A 19,577-nucleotide genomic window follows, 5' to 3' on the forward strand; every position below is an offset into this window, starting at 1 on the left:
CCCTGTGGATAACCGGGGTCACTCGGACGGGGGCTAAAGCGCCTCGGAATTGACGCATCGGGTATACCGATATGACACTCGCACAACTACGCAGAGTGACAGAAACTTGGGGTGCGAAGGAACCTCGACAACGGCTCTCGAACCGCTGGAGCACCCCCCGCAACCACTGGCACCACCACTCCCTGGAGGCTCAACTGCCAAGGGAAATGGGCCCGGACATGCGACGACCCCCGCCGGGGGGGAGAGCGGGGGTCGTCTATCCACGGCCCGGCTCGGGGGGGAGGAGCCGGACCGGGTTAGCACGGTCGCGCGAACGATCCGTGACTTCCATGGTGTACCCGACCGGCCAGAAACACAAACCCGCACGCCCACAGGTCCACCGAATGGCCCTCCCTTTTGCCCGCCCCTCTATCCTCGGTTCCCGTGGACACCACCGAGAACGCCGACGAGAACGCCGACTTCACCGAAGACCGCCCGGACCGGACCGGCTACGGCGTGCCCCGCACCGCCGCCTTCTTCGACCTCGACAAGACGATCATCGCCAAGTCCAGCGCGCTCGCGTTCAGCCGGCCGTTCTACCAGGGCGGTCTGATCAACCGCCGCTCGGTGGTGAAGAGCGCGTACGCCCAGTTCGTCTTCCTGGTCGGCGGCGCGGACCACGACCAGATGGAGAAGATGCGGGCCTACCTGTCCGCACTGACCCGCGGCTGGAACGTCCAGCAGGTCCGGGAGATCGTCGCGGAGACCCTGCACGGCATGATCGACCCGATCATCTACGACGAGGCGGCGTCGCTGATCGAGCAGCACCACGCGGCCGGCCGCGACGTGGTGATCGTCAGCAGCTCGGGCTCCGAGGTGGTCGAGCCGATCGGCCAACTGCTGGGCGCGGACCACGTGATCGCCACCCGGCTGCACGTCGAGGAGGGCCGCTACACCGGCGAGATCGAGTACTACGCGTACGCCGAGAACAAGGCCGCGGCGATCCGCGAGCTGGCCGAGCGGGAGGGCTACGACCTGGCCAACTGCTACGCGTACAGCGACTCGTCGACCGACCTGCCGATGCTGGAGGCGGTCGGCCACCCGGCCGCGGTGAACCCGGACCGGGCGCTGCGCAAGGAGGCGACGGCCCGCGAGTGGCCGGTGCTGGTGTTCAGCCGGCCGGTCGAACTGACCCGCAGGCTGCCCGAGTTCCACGCGCCGAGCCGCTCGGTGGTGGCCGCGGTGGCGATCGGCGCGGCGGTGCTGACGGCCGGGGTGCTCTGGTACAGCGCGCGGCGGCGGCGCCCGGCGGCGGCCTGAACGGCGTCCGACCAGGCACCCCGCAGCCCCTCCCGCAGCCCCCGCCCCGCCGGCCTTCCCGAGCCATTCCGGCGGCCCCGCGGGCACCCGGCGGGTTCGCCAAATCGGACAAACCTCGACGCGAACCATCAAAAGCGCCGTTTTCGGGTTCCTCTTTCGGGCGATCTGCGGTAGAAATGGGTTACGGCCCGCGAGACCCGGTAAGGACCCCAAGAGGTCGAACCGACAACGCAGTTAAGGCCCCACGGACCGATGTACGGACAGTCGGGCACCCACATGCAGCCGACCCGCTGACGGGCCGCCGCACCAGGTGAACGGGCACAGGACCCCGCCTGATGGGCATGAAAACGGTGCATGCACTGGTAACCCGGCATCCGTGCCAGCGGCGACGCCCGGAAGTCTCGGGCGTCGCCGCAACTGCGTTCCCCGCCACCGGATCCGACACCGGGGCCGCCACCGGATCCGACACCGGCCCCGGCCGGGGCCGACGCCTCAGACCATGCCGCGCTGCATCGCCTCGCACACCGCGGTGCTCTCGCGCACGCCCAGCCCGAGCCCGGCGGCGCAGTGCACCAGCCAGCGGGAGACGCCCTCGGGGGTGCCCTCCAGGTAGCCGAGCAGGGCCCGGCGGTAGGCGGCGGTGCCGAGTTCGGCGAGACCGACCTCGGCGGGGCAGATCGCCTTCGGGTCGAGGCCCTCTGCGGTCAGCACGATCCGCTGGGCGGCGCGGGCGACCAGGCCGTTGTGGGTGCCGAACGGGCGCAGCGCGAGCAGTTCGCCGTGCACCACGGCGGCCACCACCAGGGCGGGCGCGCCGCCGGTGGGGCGTTCGGCGCGGGCGGCGAGCAGTCCGGCGAGCTGGTCGAGTCGGGCGGCCGCCTCGGCGGGCGGGGCGGCGGCGGGAGTTCGCCGACCGGGCCGTCCGGAGCGGCGCCCTCGGTGGCGGCGAGCTCCAGCGGGAACAGCGGCGCGGCCGGTTCCCCGTCCCGGCGCGGGCGGCCGGCCGCGGGGTCGGCGTCGCCGGCGGCGAGCAGGTGCAGCCGGGCCAGCACCTGGAGCGGGGAGGTGCGCCAGACGCTGAGCAGCTGGCCGGCCTCGGCCGAGAGGCGCAGCGCGGCGCCGACCGTGCGGGCCTCCGGGTCGGCGCCGAAGTCGGTGCGGCGGCGGACCTCCTCCAGCGGCCAGTCGGCGCCGTCCAGGGCGGCGGAGGCGCGGGCGCCGCGCAGGGCCGATTCGGAGGTCACCTCGCCCGCCCGGCGCCGCATCACGCGGTGCCCGTAGAGGCGGTCGACGTTCCTACGCACCTCGGCGACGGCCTCGGGGACCCCGTCGAGCCGGGCCAGCGGGGCGAGCGGGTCAGTTCCTGTGGTCACCTACCCGAGAGTAATGAATCCGCGGGGCGACCGGGAGGCAACCCCCGGGTCACCCTTTCGTGGCAATCCGCCGTTCCCTCGCGTGCGGGACCCCAAACCACCGCTAGCATGGCCACTAATCGGTGACGATAACGGTTTCCAACAAGCGTCCGGCCCGGCAGGGACCGGCGGGCGCCAGAGCCAGAGAGCCGGAGACTCAGAGATGAAGATCGCCTTCGTCGGCAAGGGCGGCAGCGGCAAGACCACCCTGTCCGCGCTGTTCATCCGCCACCTGGCCGCGGCCGGCCTGCCGGTGCTCGCCGTCGACGCCGACATCAACCAACACCTCGGCCCGGCGCTCGGCCTGACGGACGGCCAGGCCGCCGCGCTCCCCTCGCTCGGCGCGCACCTGCCGGGCATCAAGGAGTACCTGCGCGGCGACAACCCGCTGATCCGCTCCGCCGAGGAGATGATCAAAACCACCCCGCCCGGCCCCGGGTCCCGGCTGCTGCGGATCGTCGAGGAGAACCCGGTGTACGCGGCCTGCGCCCGCCCGGTCGCCCTGGACGAGGGCTCGGTCCGGCTGATGGCGACCGGCGCGTTCACCGAGGAGGACCTCGGGGTGGCCTGCTACCACTCCAAGGTCGGCGCGGTGGAGCTGCTGCTGAACCACCTGCTGGACGGCCCGGACGAGTACCTGGTCACCGACATGACGGCCGGTTCCGACTCCTTCGCCTCCGGCCTGTTCACCCGCTTCGACCTGACCTTCCTGGTCGCCGAGCCGACCCGCAAGGGCGTCTCGGTGTACCGCCAGTACAAGGAGTACGCCCAGGACTTCGACGTCCACCTGCGGGTGGTCGGCAACAAGGTGCAGGGGCCGGACGACCTGGACTTCCTGCGCCGCGAGGTCGGCGAGGACCTGTACGCCTGCTTCGGGCAGTCCGGCTGGGTGCGCCGGCTGGAGCGCGGGGACGAGCCGCCGCTGCGCGAGCTGGAGCCCCCGAACCGGGAGGTGCTGGCCCGGCTGCAGACCGCCGCCGACACCGCCCACGGGCTGCGCGACCCGCACCGGTACAGCGCCCAGGCCGTCCGCTTCCACCTGCGCAACGCGGAGAGCTGGGGGAACGCCAAGGTCGGCACCGACCTGGCCGGCCAGGTCGACCCGGACTACGTGCTGGGGGCCGCGCAGCCCCGGACCGCCGGGGTCTGAGCCCGCACCGCCCCGCCGACCCCCGAGGGGCCGGTCCGACCGCCACGGCCGGACCGGCCCCTCGACCGTTCCCACCAGGAAATTCCCGCCCGGACGGGGTGCCACACGATGTGGTGAACGCCCCTATGCGCACTGGCACTCGAAGCACACGCTGTGCAAAGGTTCCATTACTCTCGGTTTACCAGCTCTTGAACCACAGGTCGCCGCAGGCCGTCGTCGCCGCGCGCCACCCCGCCACACCCGCTGTGACCCACGACAGCCGATCCGACCAGGCGCACCCGCCGGACCTGACTGCGTTCGTTCCCCCGGAAGAAGACGGGAAGACCCCCATGACACTCGACGTCTCCAGCGCACCCATCGCCTCCGACACCACCGACCACGCCCCGCCGCCGGCCGGGCCGCCCCCCGGCCGGGGCCGCGCCCTGCTGGCGCACGACCTGCCCGCCTCCCTGGCGGTGTTCCTCATCGCGGTGCCGTTCTCGCTCGGCATCGCCCTCGCCACCGGCGCCCCGCTGACGGCCGGTCTGGTCGCCGCCGCCGCGGGCGGCCTGGTGGCCGGCCTGCTCGGCGGCACCCACCTCCAGGTCAGCGGCCCCTCCGCGGCGCTGACGGTGGTCACCGCCGGAGTGATCGCCCAGTACGGCTGGCAGACCGCCTGTCTGATCACCGTCGCCGCCGGCCTGCTGCAACTGCTGCTCGGCTCGCTGCGGGTGGCCCGCGCCGCACTGGCCGTCTCGCCGGCCGTGGTGCACGGCATGCTGGCCGGCGTCGGCGTGACCATCGCCATCGCCCAGCTGCACGTCATCCTCGGTGGCACGCCGCACAGTTCGGCCCTGGCCGACCTGGTTTCGCTGCCCGGCGAGCTGGCCGGTCCGCACCTGCCCGCGCTGGTGGTCGGCCTGCTGGCGCTGGCGGTGCTGTACGGCTGGCCCCGGCTCGGCCGGCTGCCGGGCGCGGCCGGCCGAGCCGGGGCCCGGCTGGCCCGGCTGCCCGCCGCGCTGGTCGCGGTGGCCGCCGCCACCACGCTGTCGCTGGTCGCCGAACTGCGGCTGGCCCGGGTCGAGCTGCCGGTCTGGGAGCACCACCAGTTCTTCTCGGTGCCCCCGTCCGGCCTGCTGTCCGGCCACTGGGCGGCGCTGCTCGGCCTGGTGCTGACCGTCACCGCGGTGGCCGGCGTGGAGTCGCTGCTGTCCTCCGTCGCGATCGACCGGATGACCCGCCGCAACGGCGACCTGGACCGCGAGCTGCGCGCCCAGGGCGCGTCCAACCTGGTCTCGGGGCTGCTCGGCGGCCTCCCGGTGGCCGGCGGCGCCGTCCGCTCCACCGCCAACGTGCAGGCGGGCGCGGCCACCCGGGCGTCCGCGGTGCTGCACGGCTGCTGGGTGCTGGTGGCGGCGCTGGTGCTGACCGCCGGGCTGCGGCGGATCCCGCTGGCCGCGCTGGCCGCGCTGGTGCTGGTGGTCGGCGTGCAGATGGTGAGTTTCGCGCACATCCGCCGGGTGCACCGGCACCGCGAGTTCCCGGTGTACCTGGCCACCGTGCTCGGGGTGGTGCTGCTCGGCGTCCCGCTCGGGGTGGTGCTCGGCGGCTCGGTCGCCGTGCTGCTCGCCCTCTACCGGCTGACCCGCGCCCACGTCGACGTGCTGGCCGAGGACGACGGCTCGTACACCGTCCGCACCCACGGCCCGCTGACGTTCGCCGCGGTGCCCAAGCTGAGCCGGGCGCTGGGCCGGATCCCGGCCGGGGCGCGGGTGTCGATCTGCCACGACGGCTCGTTCCTGGACCACGCCGCCTACGAGGCGCTGCACGCCTGGCGGACCGGGCACCAGGGGACGGGCGCCCAGGTCGCGATGCTGACCGAGCGCCGCCCGCAGGACGTGCTGGACCCGGACGGCACCGTCCGGGCGGGCAGCTCCCCCGGGCCGCACCGCTGCCGCGCCTGGACGCCCTGGGTCGGCCACCACTGCATCGAGCAGCGCGAGGACGACCCGCACGTGCGGCTGCTCGACGGCGTCCGCGGCTTCCAGCAGCACACCGCCCCGCTGGTCCGCCAGGAGCTCGCCCGCCTCGCCCGGGACGGCCAGACGCCCTCGCAGCTCTTCCTGGCCTGCGCGGACTCCCGGATGGTCACCAGCATGATCACCAGTTCCGGCCCGGGAGACCTCTTCACCGTCCGCAACGTCGGCAACCTGGTGCCCGCGCCGTACGAGCCGGGCGCCGCGGACGACTCGGTGGCCGCCGCCGTCCAGTACGCGGTGGAGGTGCTGGAGGTCGCCTCGATCACGGTCTGCGGGCACTCCGGCTGCGGCGCGATGAAGGCCCTGCTGGACGGCGTCACCGAGGCGCCCGGCCCGCCCAGCGCACTGGCCCGCTGGCTACGCAACGGGCGCAGTTCGCTCGACCGGCTGCGGCGCGCCCCCGCCGAGTTCGAGGGCCGCCCCGCGGCGGACGTGGTGGAGCAGCTGTGCATCACCAACGTGGTGCAGCAGCTCGACCAGCTGCTGGCCAACCCGGCGGTGGAACGCCGGGTCGCGGAGGGCTCGCTGCGGCTGGTCGGGATGTACTTCGACTTCGCGACCGCGCAGGCGTACGTGATGGACGCGCGGACCGGCCGCTTCGCCCCCGTGCACGCCCGCGTCGAGCCGGAGCAGGGCCTGGCGGCCTAGCGCGGGGCCGTCGTCACAGCAGGAGCCGGGCCAGGTCGGCCGGGGTCACGTAGCCGGGCCAGCGGTGGTCGGTGAAGAGGTGGACCCCGGCGTCCTGGTAGCACTGGTCGACGAGTTGGGAGCAGATCATGTGCGCGGTGCTGGCGACGAAGCGCCGCAGCGGGGGCCCCGCCGGCAGGTGCAGGCGGGCGGCGGCGAGGGCGAGGTAGTCGGCGAAGCTGTAGGGGGTGCCGACGTAGGAGCGGGCGGCCGCGGTGATCGCGGCGCGCTGTTCGCCGGTGAGCGGGACGCGGCCGGTGGACCACAGGGCGGGGCCGTCCGCGTAGTCGGAGAGCGGGCGGAGCCGCGCGCCGCCGGGCTGGGCTTCGACGAGTTCGCCGTCGCCGACGCACACGAAGGCGTGCTCGTAGTCGGCGAACCCGTCGCCGTTGAGGAACTGGCCGATCCGGATCAGCCGGCCGATGCGGCCGCCCATCCGGACCACCGCGAAGTCGCCGGGGAGGGGGGCGGGAAGGAGCGCGGGGAGGGAGTCGGTGCGGGGAGGGGTGACGGTCATGGCGGTACCCCGTTTCAATCACCTTGCGTAACGGGTCGTGCACCCTCAGTGGAGTACCGGTCGACGGGGTCGTCAAGGTGTCGCGCGGGATTGACCGGCCCGGGGGACGGGAAGACGTCGGGAGGGCCGGCGGCGGAGCCGGGGCGGCGCCCACCTGGGCAGCAGCCCCCAACCGATCAAAGGTCTACACCAATTTCCCGGCAGCTCTTGTCAACGGAGCCGTTGGCCTGGTGAGCTGTGCGCTGGGACACACGGGACAATCCCTCCGCACGGGGTTCCCCGGTATTTGAGACTCGATGAGGAGTGCGCGTTGAGCAACGAGAGCCTGGCCAATCTGCTCAAGGAGGAGCGGCGTTTCGCCCCGCCCGCGGAGCTCGCCGCCTCCGCCAACGTCACCGCCGACGCCTACGCGCAGGCCTCCGAGGACCGGCTGGCCTTCTGGGCCGAGCAGGCCCGTCGGCTGAGCTGGGCGGTCGAGCCCACCGAGACCCTGGACTGGTCGAACCCGCCGTTCGCCAAGTGGTTCGCCGACGGCAAGCTGAACGTGGCGTACAACTGCGTGGACCGCCACGTCGAGGCCGGCAACGGCGACCGGGTGGCCATCCACTTCGAGGGCGAGCCCGGCGACAGCCGTGCCATCACCTACGCGCAGCTCAAGGACGAGGTCTCCAAGGCCGCCAACGCCCTGCAGGAGCTCGGCGTGGCCAAGGGCGACCGGGTCGCCGTCTACCTGCCGATGATCCCCGAGGCGGTCGTCGCCATGCTGGCCTGCGCCCGGATCGGCGCGGCGCACTCGGTGGTCTTCGGCGGCTTCTCGGCCGACGCGGTGGCCTCCCGGATCAAGGACGCCGACGCCAAGCTCGTCATCACCGCCGACGGCGGCTACCGCCGCGGCAAGCCGTCCGCGCTCAAGCCGGCCATCGACGAGGCGCTGACCAAGGTCGACGGCGTGGAGAACGTCCTGGTCGTGCGCCGCACCGGCGAGGAGGTGGCCTGGACCGAGGGCCGCGACGTCTGGTGGCACGAGCTGGTCGACGGCCAGTCCGCCGAGCACACCCCCGAGGCGCACGACGCCGAGCAGCCGCTGTTCATCCTGTACACCTCGGGCACCACCGGGAAGCCCAAGGGCATCCTGCACACCTCGGGCGGCTACCTCACCCAGGCCAGCTTCACCCACAACGCGGTCTTCGACCTCAAGCCGGAGACCGACGTCTACTGGTGCACCGCCGACATCGGCTGGGTCACCGGCCACTCGTACATCGTCTACGGCCCGCTCTCCAACGGCGCCACCCAGGTGATCTACGAGGGCACCCCGGACACCCCGCACCAGGGCCGGATGTTCGAGATCGTGCAGAAGTACGGCGTGACCATCCTCTACACCGCGCCCACCCTGATCCGCACCTGGATGAAGTGGGGCGACGGCATCCCCGCGCAGTTCGACCTGTCGAGCCTGCGGGTGCTGGGCTCGGTCGGCGAGCCGATCAACCCCGAGGCGTGGGTCTGGTACCGGGAGCACATCGGCGCGGGGAAGACCCCGATCGTCGACACCTGGTGGCAGACCGAGACCGGCGCGATCATGATCAGCCCGCTGCCGGGCGTCACCGAGACCAAGCCGGGCTCCGCCCAGCGCGCCCTGCCGGGCATCGCGGCCACCGTGGTGGACGACGAGGCCCGCGAGGTGCCCAACGGTTCCGGCGGCTACCTGGTGCTGACCGAGCCGTGGCCGTCCATGCTGCGCACCATCTGGGGCGACGACCAGCGCTACGTCGACACCTACTGGTCGCGCTTCGAGGGCCGCTACTTCGCCGGTGACGGCGCCAAGAAGGACGAGGACGGCGACATCTGGCTGCTCGGCCGGGTGGACGACGTGATGCTGGTCTCCGGCCACAACATCTCCACCACCGAGGTCGAGTCGGCGCTGGTCGGCCACCCGGCGGTCGCCGAGTCCGCGGTGGTCGGCGCGGCCGACGCCACCACCGGCCAGGCGATCGTGGCCTTCGTGATCCTGCGCGGCACCGCCACGGACAGCGAGGAGCTGATCGCCGAGCTGCGCAACCACGTCGGCAAGACGCTCGGCCCGATCGCCAAGCCCAAGCAGATCAAGGTGGTCTCGGAGCTGCCGAAGACCCGCTCCGGCAAGATCATGCGCCGTCTGCTGCGCGACATCGCCGAGGGCCGCGAGGTGGGCGACACCACCACGCTGGCCGACTCCTCGGTGATGAACCTGATCCAGTCCCAGCTGCCGGCCGCCGGCTCCGAGGGCTGATCCGCCGCCGTTCACGAGGCCGGGCCCCGTTCCGCACGCAGCGGAGCGGGGCCCGTCCCGTTCACCGGCCCACGTTCACGGACCCGGCGACTCACCGACCCGGCAACTCACCGACCCGGCGACTCACCGACCCGGCAGCCCGGTCAGGCCGCCAGCGCCCGCAGCACGTCGTACGCGCCCTGGGCGAACCTGCGCCGCCCGACGGCCAGCGGCCCGGCCAGCGCGACCAGGCCGGTCTGCGCGGCCCGGTCGAAGCCCACGAAGGCGGTGCAGCGGCCGGTGGAGCCGCTGTGGAAGACCACCTCGCGGTCCTCGGCCCCCTCCTCGGCCGGGCGGTGGTGCCAGCTCAGGCCGATCCGCTGCCCGGAGCCGCGCCGGGCGACCCGGGGCAGGCACACCTCGCGCAGCGCGGTCCGCAGGCTGGCCGCCGCGCCGGTCCGCTCCGGGATCGGCACCGCGTCCACCGCCAGGTGGGCCTGCAGGTAGCGCAGCATGTCGTCGGCGGTGGAGCGCAGGGCGGCCGCGCCGGGCAGCGCCGGGACCTTGAACGAGGGGATCCAGCGGCCGCGCCGGTAGCCGGTGGTCTCGTCCCGGCCGGTGCCGCAGGAGGTGTCGATCAGGCCGAGCGGCTCGCAGACCCGCCCGGTGAGCAGTTCCTGGTAGCGCTGCCCGGCGGCCCGTTCCAGCACCAGGCCGAGCAGTCCGGCGCCGAGGCTGGAGTACCGCACCCGGGTGCCGGGGGTGCCGCGCACGGGGGTGCGGGGCAGCGCGCGCAGCAGGTGCGCGGCGCTGAAGGTGGCGTACGGGCTGGTGAACCAGCGGGGCACCGCGGCGGGGACCAGGCCGACCGGCAGCCGGGGCAGCCCGGAGGTGTGGGTGGCCAGGTGCAGCAGGGTGATCGGGCGCTCGTGCGGGTAGCCGGGCAGCGCCTCGGCGGGCAGGTAGCGGTCGATCGGGTCGTCGTAGCCGACCTCGCCGCGAGCGACCATGTCGGCGAGCAGCAGCGCGGTGAAGGTCTTGGTGACCGAGCCCAGTTCGAAGCGGGTGTCGGCCCGCACCGGGCGCTCCCCGGCCCGGTCGGCGTAGCCGCGGCAGGCGACGGTGCGCTCGGTGCCGCGGATCACCGCGATGGCCATGCCGCCCTGGGGCGCGGCGGCGGCGAACAGCGGGCGCAGCAGGTGGTCGAGGTCCGGGTCGGCTAACGGGGGCAGGGCGGTGTCGGCGCCCTCGGCTCCTCTCCCCTGCGGACCCACGGCCTGGACCGGTATGGGTTCGGTTTCCTGACTGGGCATCGTTTCCTCCATGACGGGGCGGGCGGCCGGGGCGGCGGCCCGCTTCTGCGGCCGACCCTAGGAACGCGGCGGATCGTCCGCATCCGGCCGAACCCATCCGGGTCAGCGCACCGGAGCCGGCCCGGCGAACCCCCCTACAGTGGGGCGAACCGATTGACCGCTTGTCCCGGGCCGTAGGATGGCGGGGAACCATCTGGAACCTGAGGCGCGCCGGGAAGTCTGGTCGGCACTGCACCACCCGTGTGTCCGCATGCCGCCCGCCCCAGGAGGTCCCCGCCGTGGCCAGCCCGTCCGACGACCGCGACCAGCACGACGACCACGACGCGTCCGGTGCGCGTGACAAGTCCGGTGCGCACGAGAGGCCCGGTGAGCGCCGGCAGTTCCTCGGCCTGCTGTCGCTGCCCGAGCGCCGCTACCTGACCGACGCGCTGCGCACCGAGACGGTGGGCGGCGTGCTGCTGCTGGCGGCCGCGGCGCTGGCGCTGCTCTGGGCGAACCTGTGGCCGCACGCGTACGAGGCGGTGCTGGACCGGACGGTCGGCCCGAGCGGCCCGCTGCACCTGGACCTGTCGCTGGAGGCCTGGGCGCAGGACGGGCTGCTGACGGTCTTCTTCTTCGTGGCGGGCATCGAGCTGAAGCGCGAGTTCGTGGCCGGGGAGCTGCGCACGCCGAGCGCGGCGCTGCTGCCGGTGGTGGCGGCGGTGTGCGGGGTGCTGCTGCCGGCGCTGCTGTTCACGGTGATCAACGCGGCGGCGCCGAACGGGCACCCGGCGGGCTGGGCGATCCCGACCGCGACCGACATCGCCTTCGCGCTGGGCGTGCTGGCGGTGGTGGGCAGTCACCTGCCGTCCGCGCTGCGGGCGTTCTTGCTGACCCTGGCGGTGGTGGACGACCTGATCGCGATCCTGATCATCGCGGTCTTCTACTCGTCCGGAATCCGGTTCTGGGCGCTGGGGGCGGCGCTGGCGGGCCTGGTGCTGTTCTGGTTCCTGCACCGGCGCCGGGTGCACGGCTGGTGGCTGTACGTGCCGCTGGCGGTGGTGATCTGGGCGCTGATGCACGAGAGCGGGGTGCACGCGACGGTGGCGGGCGTGGCGATGGGCCTGCTGCTGCGCTGCCACCGCGAGGAGGGCGAGGAGGAGTCGCCCGGGGAGCACATCGAGCACCTGGTGCGGCCGCTGTCGGCAGGCCTGGCGGTGCCGGTGTTCGCGCTGTTCGCGGCGGGCGTGCCGGTGTCGGCGGAGATCCTGGGCGAGGTGTTCACCCGGCCGGCGCCGCTGGGCATCGTGGTCGGCCTGCTGGTCGGCAAGTCGGTGGGCATCTTCGGCGGCACCTGGCTGGTCGCCCGTTACACCCGGGCCGCCCTGAACCCGCAGCTGACCTGGTCCGACATGGTGGCGCTGTCCACCGTCGCGGGCATCGGCTTCACGGTGTCGCTGCTGATCAGCGACCTGGCCTTCCCGGACGACCACCACCTGGCCCAGCTGTGCAAGGAGGCCGTCCTGGTCGGCTCGCTGGCCTGTGCGGTGATCGGCTCGCTGCTGCTGAAGCGGCGCAACCGGTACTACCGGCAGCTGTGCGAGGAGGAGGACCGGGACGAGGACGGCGACGGCATCCCCGATGTGTACCAGCGACAGGGATGACACGCGCCCGGGCGGGTACCCGGAGTGGTGCCCGACTCGCCGGTAGGGGCATGATGCTGAGCTGACAGACACTCGCGTGACGCCCTCTCAGGACGCCTCACCACCAGCCCGTTGAACGGAGACCTCCCGATGGCCGCAGGAGCCGCACCCCCGAACGGCCGCACCCCGCACGAGGGCGAGCGGACCATCGGCGAGCTGTTCGCCGACGCCACCGCCGAGCTGTCCAGCCTGGTGCACGACGAGATCGCGCTGGCCAAGGCCGAGATCAAGGCGGACGTGGTGCGCGGCGGCATCGGCACCGCGGCCGGCGTGGTGGCGGGCGTGGTCGCGCTGGCCTCGATCCCGATGTTCTCCTTCGCCTTCGCCTGGGGCCTGCAGGCGCTGGGCATCACCACCGGCTGGTCGTTCGCCATCGTCGGCGGGGCGTACGTGCTGATCGCCGCGCTGCTGGCGTTCATGATGATCCGGTACTTCAAGAAGATCCGGAAGCCGGAGCGGACCATCGCCGGTGCCCAGGCCACCGCCCAGGTGCTGAAGAACGCGAAGCCGCGGCCGGCCACCAAGGAGGAGATCGACCGGGCGCTCGGCCGGATCCAGTGAGCACCGGCCGGTAACGGTTGCGCGCGTGCGCGGGCGCCGGGCGGGTACGAGGGGGGCGGGTATGACAGGCTGCTGGTATGTCGTTGGACCAGAAGCCCGTGGATGAGACCGCTCCCGTCCCCGCCCCGCCCGTGCCCGCGGAGCCCTGGAGCGTCCGCTCGGCCGGGCCGTGGACGCACCGGGACCTGGCGGCGAACGGTGCGCGCTTCCACATCGCCGAGCTCGGCGAGGGCCCGCTGGTGCTGCTGGTGCACGGCTGGCCCGAGTACTGGTGGGCGTGGCGGCACCAGTTGACGGCGCTGGCCGAGGCGGGCTTCCGCGCGGTGGCGCTGGACCTGCGCGGCATGGGCGGCTCGGACCGCACCCCGCGCGGCTACGACCCCGGCAACCTGGCGCTGGACGTCACCGGCGTGATCCGTTCGCTCGGCGAGCGGCGGGCGCACCTGGTCGGGCACGCCACCGGCGGCACGCTGGCCTGGGTGGCGGCGGTGATGCGCCCCTCGGTGATCCGCAGCCTGACGGTGGTGTCGGCGGCGCACCCGCGGCACCTGCGCCGGGCGCTGCTGACCGACCGCAAGCAGATCGCCGCGTTCGAGCACGTGCTGGGCTTCCAGCGGCCGTGGATCCCGGAGCGCCGGCTGGTCGCGGACGACGGGGCGCTGGTGGGCGAGTACCTGCGGGCCTGGACCGGGCCGAACATGCTGCCCGCCGAAGCGGTGGCGGCGTACCGGGAGGCGATCCGGGTGCCGAGCACGGCGCACTGCTCGATCGAGCCGTACCGCTGGCTGATGCGGTCGATGGCGCGGCCGGACGGCATCCAGTTCGCGCGCCGGATGAAGAAGCAGATCTCCGCGCCGGTGCTGCACGTGCAGGGCGCCTCGGACCCGGTGCTGCTGCCCCGGACGGCGCTGGGGGCGGGCGAGTTCGTGTCGGCGCCGTACCGGTGGCGGCTGCTGCCGGGGGTCGGGCACTTCCCGCACGAGGAGGTTCCGGAGGAGTTCACCGCGGAGCTGATCGAGTGGGTCCGGCTGCACGGGGAGGACTGAGCCGGGCCCGGCGGGCGGCGGTCCAACCGGCCCCCGCTCCGGCCCAGTTGGCGGCGTTCATATGACAAGCGCATAGGCCAGTCGGGGGGACGGGAGGCGGTTACTCCGGGCGGGCCGGGGGAATCCCTCCGGTATGACCTGGATGCCCGAACGAGAAGCCCAGCCGCGCCGACGCCGCCGTGGTAGCAGCAGCTCGCAGCCGCACGTCCCGCAGCCGGAGTGGCCCTACGAGCCGACCGGACGGACACCGAGCGGCGCGGGGTACCGGCTCGGCATTCCGAAGATCATCGGACGGCGCGCCCGCTGGGTCGGCGCCCGGCTCCGCCGGGAGGGGTGAGCCCCCGCTCCCGCCGCACGGAGACGGCCGGGGCCGGTGAGGAGGTTCCTCACCGGCCCCGGCCGTCCGTCCGGCGGGCTCAGCTCAGCACGGTCGGCGAGATCGCGGTGGACCACAGCAGCAGCGCGAACGTCGCCAGCGTCATCACCGGCACCAGGATCTTGGTCTCCACCTTGTTGCCGGTGCGCTTGATCAGCACCACCTCGTAGCGCTCCTTGTGCGGCCACAGCAGCGGCGAGCCCTGCTTGGTCAGGCAGTCGCCCAGCAGGTGCGCCAGGGTGCCCAGGGCCACCGCGTACGGCAGCCAGCCCGGGGCGCTCGGCAGCCACTCGAGCATGCCGAAGGTGCCGAGCGCGGCCAGGCCCATCACGGTGATCCAGCCCTGCGGGCCGTCCCCCGGCGGGTGCAGGTGCAGCGCCTTGATCGCCATCGCGAGCAGGAAGAACGTCAGGCCGATGGTGAAGTTGCGGCCCAGGTAGGTGATCCCGGCCCAACTGCCGCCGCCCATCAGCGCGACGAACAGCAGCGAGTGGGTGGCGTGCCGGTGGCCGCCCGAGATCCAGGCCACGAACTGGCACAGCACCTTGGAGATCGGGCCGAGGAAGTTGGCGATGGTGCCGTCGTGGTGGTCCAGGTCCGGCAGGAGGGCCGCGCCCGCGCACAGCACGGTGCCCATCAGCACGTCCGCCGGCTGCAGGTGCATGCCCATCAGCGGTGGGACGAACGGCGCGGTGGCCGCGAACAGCAGGGCGCCGCTGACCGCGTGCGAGTGACCCATCATGGCGTGTGTCCGACCTCCCGGGGCTCCTGCGACGGCGGCCCGGTGCGGCCGTTCGGGTGAGCTCGGCCGACGCTACCAGGAGGGACGGACGGACCGTCAGAGTGGTTTCGGCCCCCGGACGGTCACAGTGCGCAACCCTCGGTGCTGACCTTGCCGGTGGCGGTGGCGCCCTGCACCACGTCCTCCCTGACCTCGGCGGCGGTCAGCACGTAGCCGGTGTCGGAACTGTCCAGCGACTTGGCGAACACCACCCCGTACACCTGGCCGTCCGGGGTGAGCAGCGGGCCGCCGCTGTTGCCCTGGCGCACCAGCGAGCGCACCGAGTAGACGTCCCGGACGACCTGGCCGCGGTGGTAGATGTCCGGGCCGTTGGCCTGGATGCGGCCGCGGATGCGGGCGGGCTGGACGTTGAACGAGCCGTTCTCCGGGAAGCCCGCGACGATCGCCGAGTCGTTGGAGCGGGCCTCGCCCGCGAAGGTCAGCGGCGGGGCGTTCAGCTTCGGCACGTCCAGCACCGCGATGTCGCGCTGCCAGTCGTAGCGGACCACCGTCGCGTCGTACAGCTGCCCGGCGCCGGCGACCTGCACGGTCGGCTCGTCGACGCCGCCGACCACGTGGGCGTTGGTCATCACCCGGTGCGGGGCGAACACGAAGCCGGAGCCCTCCAGGGTCTTGCCGCAGGAGGTCGCGGTGCCCAGCACCTTCACCAGCGAGCCCTTGGCCCTCAGCACGCCCGGGCTGTTGGCCAGCGCCGGGTCGGGCGGCTCCACCTCGGTGATCGGCTCCTGCTCGAACGGGTTGAACACCTGCGGGAAGCCGTTGCGGGCCAGATCCTGGCTGAGGTCGGAGAACCAGTTCGGGGCGTCGTCCGGCAGCGCCTCCTGCACCGTGCCCAGGATCCGCGAACTGCGCACCTGCTTGGAGACGGTGGGCAGCGAGGTGCCCGCCAGCGCCGAGCCGATCAGCCAGGCCACCAGCAGCATGGACAGCACGTTGACCAGCGAGCCACCGACCGCGTCCAGGGTCTTGACCTTGTTCCGGCCGATCCGGCCGCGCAGCTTCCACCCGAAGTGCGTGGTGACCGCCTGCCCGACCGCGGCCAGCACGATCACCACCACCACCGCCACCACCGAGGCGGTGGTGCCCGGCGAGAGGTGGTGCAGCAGCAGCGGCAGCAGTTGGACCGCGATCAGGCCACCGCCGAGGAAGCCCAGCACCGAGAGAGCTCCGACCACGAACCCCTGCCGATAGCCGGACACGGCGAAGCCGAGCGCGGCGGCGATCAGCAGCAGATCCAGGACATTCACCCGAACACCCTCCCACGTCCCGCCGGGCGGGGGACACCGGTCCCCGGCCGTCGCCCGATCGGGTCAATCCGGCGGGCAGCGGGTGCGGGTCCGTTGGGACGGTCGGACCATCCGGTCTTCCGGCCGGCCGATCGCGCAACGACCAGGGAACAGGGAGCCGAACCATGGAACAGCCCAGGTGGGACGTGCCGGCGGTGGACCGCACCGAGTTCCAGCCGGCCCTGGACGTCCCGCCGCCCGGCCCGCAGAACCGGCTCACCGTGCTGCTGCGCCTGCTGCTGCTCGTCCCGCAGTACGTGGTGCTGTGGGTGCTGTCGATCGTCGCCTTCGCGGTCGTGGTGATCGGCTGGTTCGGCGCGCTGTTCGGCGGCCGGCTGCCGCGCTTCGCCGCCAGGTGGCTGAGCGGGTTCCTGGCGTACGACACCCGGGTCTACGCCTCCTCGCTGCTGCTCACCGACCGCTACCCGCCGTTCCGGTTCGAGGCCCAGGACCACCCCGTGCGGATCGAGCTGCGGGCGGGCGGACCGCTGAACCGGCTCGCGGTGTTCTTCCGGCTGCTGCTGGCGATCCCCGCCGCGATCGTCCAGGGACTGCTGCAGACCGGCTGGTGGACGCTGTCCTTCATCAGCTGGCTGGTGGTGCTGGTGCTCGGCCGGATGCCGCAGGCGCTGTTCGGGGCCACCGCGGCGGTGCTGCGCTACCGGATGCGGTTCCAGGCGTACCTGATGATGCTGACCGCCGCGTACCCCAAGGCCGTGTTCGGCGACCCGGTCGACTCCGAGCCGGTCCGCTCCGCGACCCGGCCGCTGGTGCTGACCGGGGCCGCGAAGGCGCTGCTGGTGGTCTACCTGGTGCTCGGGGTGATCGGGTCGGCGGCGAGCTCGGTGACCAGCGACTGGAACGGGTACGAGGACGACGGGGACACCGTCTCGACCATGGCCTCGCTGTCCCGCTGAGCGGGCGCGCGGGCGGAGCGGCGCGCGGGCGGGCGGACCGGCGCGCGGGCGGAGCGGTCAGCCGCTGCGCTGCGACAGCGTGACGGCCTCCTCGGAGAGCTCCACGGTGCGCCGGGTGTCCCAGGGCCGCTCCAGGCCGCTGAAGTGCAGCACCCGGTCGATCACCCCGGCGGTGAACCCCCACACCAGGCGGCCGGCCACCTGGAAGGCGGGCCCGGTGAAACCGGACGGGTGGCGCAGCTTCGCCCGGTTCGCCGGGTCGGTCAGCTCGGCCAGCGGCACCCGGAACACCGCGCCGGTCTCCGCCGGGTCGACCACGCCGACCGGCGACTCCCGGCGCCACCAGCCCAGCACCGGCGTCACCACGAACCCGCTGACCGGGATGTACAGGGCCGGCAGCCGGGCGAACAGCTGCACCCCGGAGGCGTCCAGGCCGGTCTCCTCGACCGCCTCGCGCAGCGCCGCCGCGAGCGGGCCGCTGCCCGCCGGGTCGCCGTCCTCCGGGTCCAGCGCGCCGCCCGGGAAGGACGGCTGGCCCGCGTGCGAGCGCAGGCTGCGGGCCCGCTCGATCAGCAGCAGGTCCGGCCCGACCGGGCCCTCGCCGAACAGCATCAGCACCGCCGACGGGCGGCCGCCCTCGGCGGGCGGCAGGAACCGGCTCAGCTGCTCGGGCACCGCCCGCTCGGCGGCCTCCCGCACCGGCACCAGCCACCCCGGCAGACCGTCCCGGACCAGCACCGGCGGCGTCGTGGTCATGAGGTGCCCTCCCGGGTCTTGGCGGCCTTCGCGCTCTTCGAAGCTTTCGCGGCCTTCGCGGTCTTCGGAGCCTGCGCGGCCTTCGTGGCCTGCGCGGCCTGCGCGGCCTTCGTGGCCTGCGCGGCCGGCTGGGCCTGCGGGTCGGTGTCCGGCAGCGGGTGTCCGGCGGCCAGTTCGGCGCGGGCCGCCGCCTCGCCCGGGAAGTCGGCCGGGGGCCGCAGCCGCTGGCCGGGCTGCCCGGCCAGCTCGTACTTGAGCAGCTTGCGGGCCTGCTCCGGGTCGGTCTCCCCGATCCCGTACGAGGGGCACAGCGGTGCGATCGGGCAGGCCCCGCAGGCGGGCTTGCGGGCGTGGCAGACCCGGCGGCCGTGGAAGACCACCCGGTGCGAGAGCATCGTCCACTCCGACTTCGGGAAGATCGCCATCACGTCGGCCTCGACCTTCTCCGGGTCCTCCTCGGTCGTCCAGCCGAAGCGGCGGGCCAGCCGCCCGAAGTGGGTGTCGACGGTGATGCCGGCGCCGCCGAAGGCGTTGCCGATCACCACGTTGGCGGTCTTGCGGCCCACGCCGGGGAGCGTGACCAGGTCCTCCAGCCGGTGCGGCACCTCGCCGTCGAAGCGGTCGCGCAGCGCGATCGACAGGCCGATCAGCGACTTCGCCTTGGCCCGGAAGAAACCGGTGGGCCGGATGACCTGCTCCAGCTCCTCGGGGACGGCCGCCGCGAGGTCCTCCGGCGTCGGGTACTTCGCGAACAGGGCCGGCGTGGTCTGGTTCACCCGCAGGTCGGTGGTCTGCGCCGACAGCACGGTCGCCACCAGCAGTTGGAACGGCCCGTCGAAGTCCAGTTCCGGATGCGCGTAGGGGTACAGCTCCGCCAGTTCCCGGTTGATCCTCCGGGCCCGCCGCACCATCCCCAGGTGCGTCTCGGGCTTCTTCCGCCCGGCCTTCGCGACCTTGCTCTCTGCCATGCACGAAGGCTACGCCGAAGCGACCCGGCCACGGCCCGGAATCGGTCGCACCCGGCGGCCCGGGCGCCCGGGGCGCGCGGGCCGTGGCCGGGCGCGCGGTCCGGACCGGTCAGCGGCCGGCGGCGGTGCGGATCTCGGCGGCCCGGGCCTCCGGGTCCTCCACGGCGACGACCAACTCGTCGAAGTTCCCGTGGCTGCCGCCGGTCAGCGTGATGCGGACGGCGCGCTCGCCGCGGGAGGCCAGCACGAACCGTCGCTCGCCGCCGGAGATCCAGGTCCCGGCCTTGGTGACGCCCGGGACGCTGGTGCCCGGCGCGCGCAGGCCCTTGGCGGCGTCGAGCGGGTGGTCGACCACGGCGACCTCGCTGACGGACCCGAGCGGGACGGTGACGTCGCCGTGGACGGCCTTGGTCTTCTCCCAGGCGGTCAGCTCGACGGTGAGCCGGTCTCCGGTGATGACGATCTTCGCCATGGTCCCCCTCCTCGGCGGTGTCGACCCCCTGGTGGCGTCGGTCTCGCATGGTATCGACATCGAGATCGAC

Annotated in this window: 15 protein-coding genes and 2 pseudogenes; 9 read left to right on the top strand and 8 right to left on the bottom strand. The window is 73.4% G+C overall.

Annotation, left to right across the window (positions count from 1 at the left end; all coding sequences use genetic code 11):
- The first annotated feature begins 495 nt into the window (after positions 1-495).
- Positions 496-1,299 (top strand): HAD family phosphatase, encoded by an 804-nt coding sequence (locus tag HUT16_RS15655; RefSeq protein ID WP_176192693.1) that lies wholly within the window; start codon positions 496-498, stop codon positions 1,297-1,299.
- A gap of 492 nt (positions 1,300-1,791) precedes the next feature.
- Here the strand turns inward: HUT16_RS15655 and HUT16_RS15660 are convergent.
- Positions 1,792-2,672, bottom strand: a pseudogene (locus HUT16_RS15660) (oxidoreductase).
- 202 nt (positions 2,673-2,874) lie between these two features.
- Here HUT16_RS15660 and HUT16_RS15665 point away from each other — a divergent pair.
- Together HUT16_RS15665 and HUT16_RS15670 are read left to right on the top strand one after the other, a co-directional pair.
- Positions 2,875-3,861, top strand: coding sequence for an ATP-binding protein (locus HUT16_RS15665; protein ID WP_176188788.1), 987 nt, complete (start codon positions 2,875-2,877; stop codon positions 3,859-3,861).
- Between the two features lie 329 nt (positions 3,862-4,190).
- Positions 4,191-6,527 (top strand): SulP family inorganic anion transporter, encoded by a 2,337-nt coding sequence (locus HUT16_RS15670; protein ID WP_176188789.1) that lies wholly within the window; start codon positions 4,191-4,193, stop codon positions 6,525-6,527.
- Between the two features lie 13 nt (positions 6,528-6,540).
- On the opposite strand, the gene HUT16_RS15675 is transcribed toward HUT16_RS15670, so the two are convergent.
- Entirely contained in the window at positions 6,541-7,083 is a 543-nt protein-coding gene (locus HUT16_RS15675; protein WP_176188790.1) for a hypothetical protein, read from the bottom strand.
- 310 nt (positions 7,084-7,393) lie between these two features.
- On the opposite strand from HUT16_RS15675, the gene acs reads away from it, so the two are divergent.
- A complete protein-coding gene (acs, locus tag HUT16_RS15680; protein ID WP_176188791.1) occupies positions 7,394-9,349 on the top strand; it encodes an acetate--CoA ligase in 1,956 nt (651 codons plus the stop codon).
- 143 nt (positions 9,350-9,492) lie between these two features.
- On the opposite strand, the gene HUT16_RS15685 is transcribed toward acs, so the two are convergent.
- Positions 9,493-10,641: a serine hydrolase gene (locus HUT16_RS15685; RefSeq protein WP_176188792.1), complete on the bottom strand. Its 1,149-nt coding sequence runs from the start codon at positions 10,639-10,641 to the stop codon at positions 9,493-9,495.
- Positions 10,642-11,030: 389 nt separating this feature from the next.
- On the opposite strand from HUT16_RS15685, the gene nhaA reads away from it, so the two are divergent.
- From nhaA to HUT16_RS15705, 4 genes are all read left to right on the top strand, one after another.
- A complete protein-coding gene (gene nhaA, locus HUT16_RS15690; RefSeq protein WP_176192694.1) occupies positions 11,031-12,284 on the top strand; it encodes a Na+/H+ antiporter NhaA in 1,254 nt (417 codons plus the stop codon).
- 129 nt (positions 12,285-12,413) lie between these two features.
- Positions 12,414-12,884 carry a phage holin family protein gene (locus tag HUT16_RS15695; RefSeq protein WP_176188793.1) on the top strand — a complete coding sequence of 157 codons (471 nt, stop codon included), beginning with the start codon at positions 12,414-12,416 and terminating at the stop codon, positions 12,882-12,884.
- Between the two features lie 98 nt (positions 12,885-12,982).
- Entirely contained in the window at positions 12,983-13,930 is a 948-nt protein-coding gene (locus tag HUT16_RS15700; protein WP_254897827.1) for an alpha/beta fold hydrolase, read from the top strand.
- A gap of 142 nt (positions 13,931-14,072) precedes the next feature.
- The gene (locus HUT16_RS15705) at positions 14,073-14,267 is read left to right on the top strand and encodes a hypothetical protein (RefSeq protein ID WP_176188794.1); all 195 of its coding nucleotides are present in this window, start codon (positions 14,073-14,075) and stop codon (positions 14,265-14,267) included.
- A 79-nt stretch (positions 14,268-14,346) separates the two neighbouring features.
- Here the strand turns inward: HUT16_RS15705 and HUT16_RS15710 are convergent, their stop codons facing one another.
- Both HUT16_RS15710 and HUT16_RS15715 read right to left on the bottom strand, forming a co-directional pair.
- Complete coding sequence (locus tag HUT16_RS15710; protein ID WP_217712069.1) at positions 14,347-15,045, bottom strand: metal-dependent hydrolase; 699 nt, start codon at positions 15,043-15,045, stop codon at positions 14,347-14,349.
- 125 nt (positions 15,046-15,170) lie between these two features.
- Positions 15,171-16,355 (bottom strand): MarP family serine protease, encoded by a 1,185-nt coding sequence (locus HUT16_RS15715; RefSeq protein ID WP_176188796.1) that lies wholly within the window; start codon positions 16,353-16,355, stop codon positions 15,171-15,173.
- 164 nt (positions 16,356-16,519) lie between these two features.
- Here HUT16_RS15715 and HUT16_RS15720 point away from each other — a divergent pair, with 164 nt between their 5' ends.
- The gene (locus HUT16_RS15720) at positions 16,520-17,311 is read left to right on the top strand and encodes a DUF4389 domain-containing protein (RefSeq protein ID WP_176188797.1); all 792 of its coding nucleotides are present in this window, start codon (positions 16,520-16,522) and stop codon (positions 17,309-17,311) included.
- 57 nt (positions 17,312-17,368) lie between these two features.
- Here the strand turns inward: HUT16_RS15720 and HUT16_RS15725 are convergent, their stop codons facing one another.
- The 3 genes and pseudogenes from HUT16_RS15725 to HUT16_RS15735 all read right to left on the bottom strand — a co-directional run bounded on the left by HUT16_RS15725 (position 17,369) and on the right by HUT16_RS15735 (position 19,507).
- Positions 17,369-18,067: a CoA pyrophosphatase gene (locus HUT16_RS15725; RefSeq protein ID WP_176188798.1), complete on the bottom strand. Its 699-nt coding sequence runs from the start codon at positions 18,065-18,067 to the stop codon at positions 17,369-17,371.
- A 194-nt stretch (positions 18,068-18,261) separates the two neighbouring features.
- Positions 18,262-19,035, bottom strand: a pseudogene (nth, locus tag HUT16_RS15730) (endonuclease III); the annotation flags it as partial.
- A 109-nt stretch (positions 19,036-19,144) separates the two neighbouring features.
- Positions 19,145-19,507: a hypothetical protein gene (locus HUT16_RS15735; RefSeq protein ID WP_176188799.1), complete on the bottom strand. Its 363-nt coding sequence runs from the start codon at positions 19,505-19,507 to the stop codon at positions 19,145-19,147.
- Positions 19,508-19,577: the final 70 nt, after the last annotated feature.

The sequence above is a fragment of the Kitasatospora sp. NA04385 genome, assembly GCF_013364235.1.
Classification (GTDB): Bacteria; Actinomycetota; Actinomycetes; order Streptomycetales; family Streptomycetaceae; genus Kitasatospora.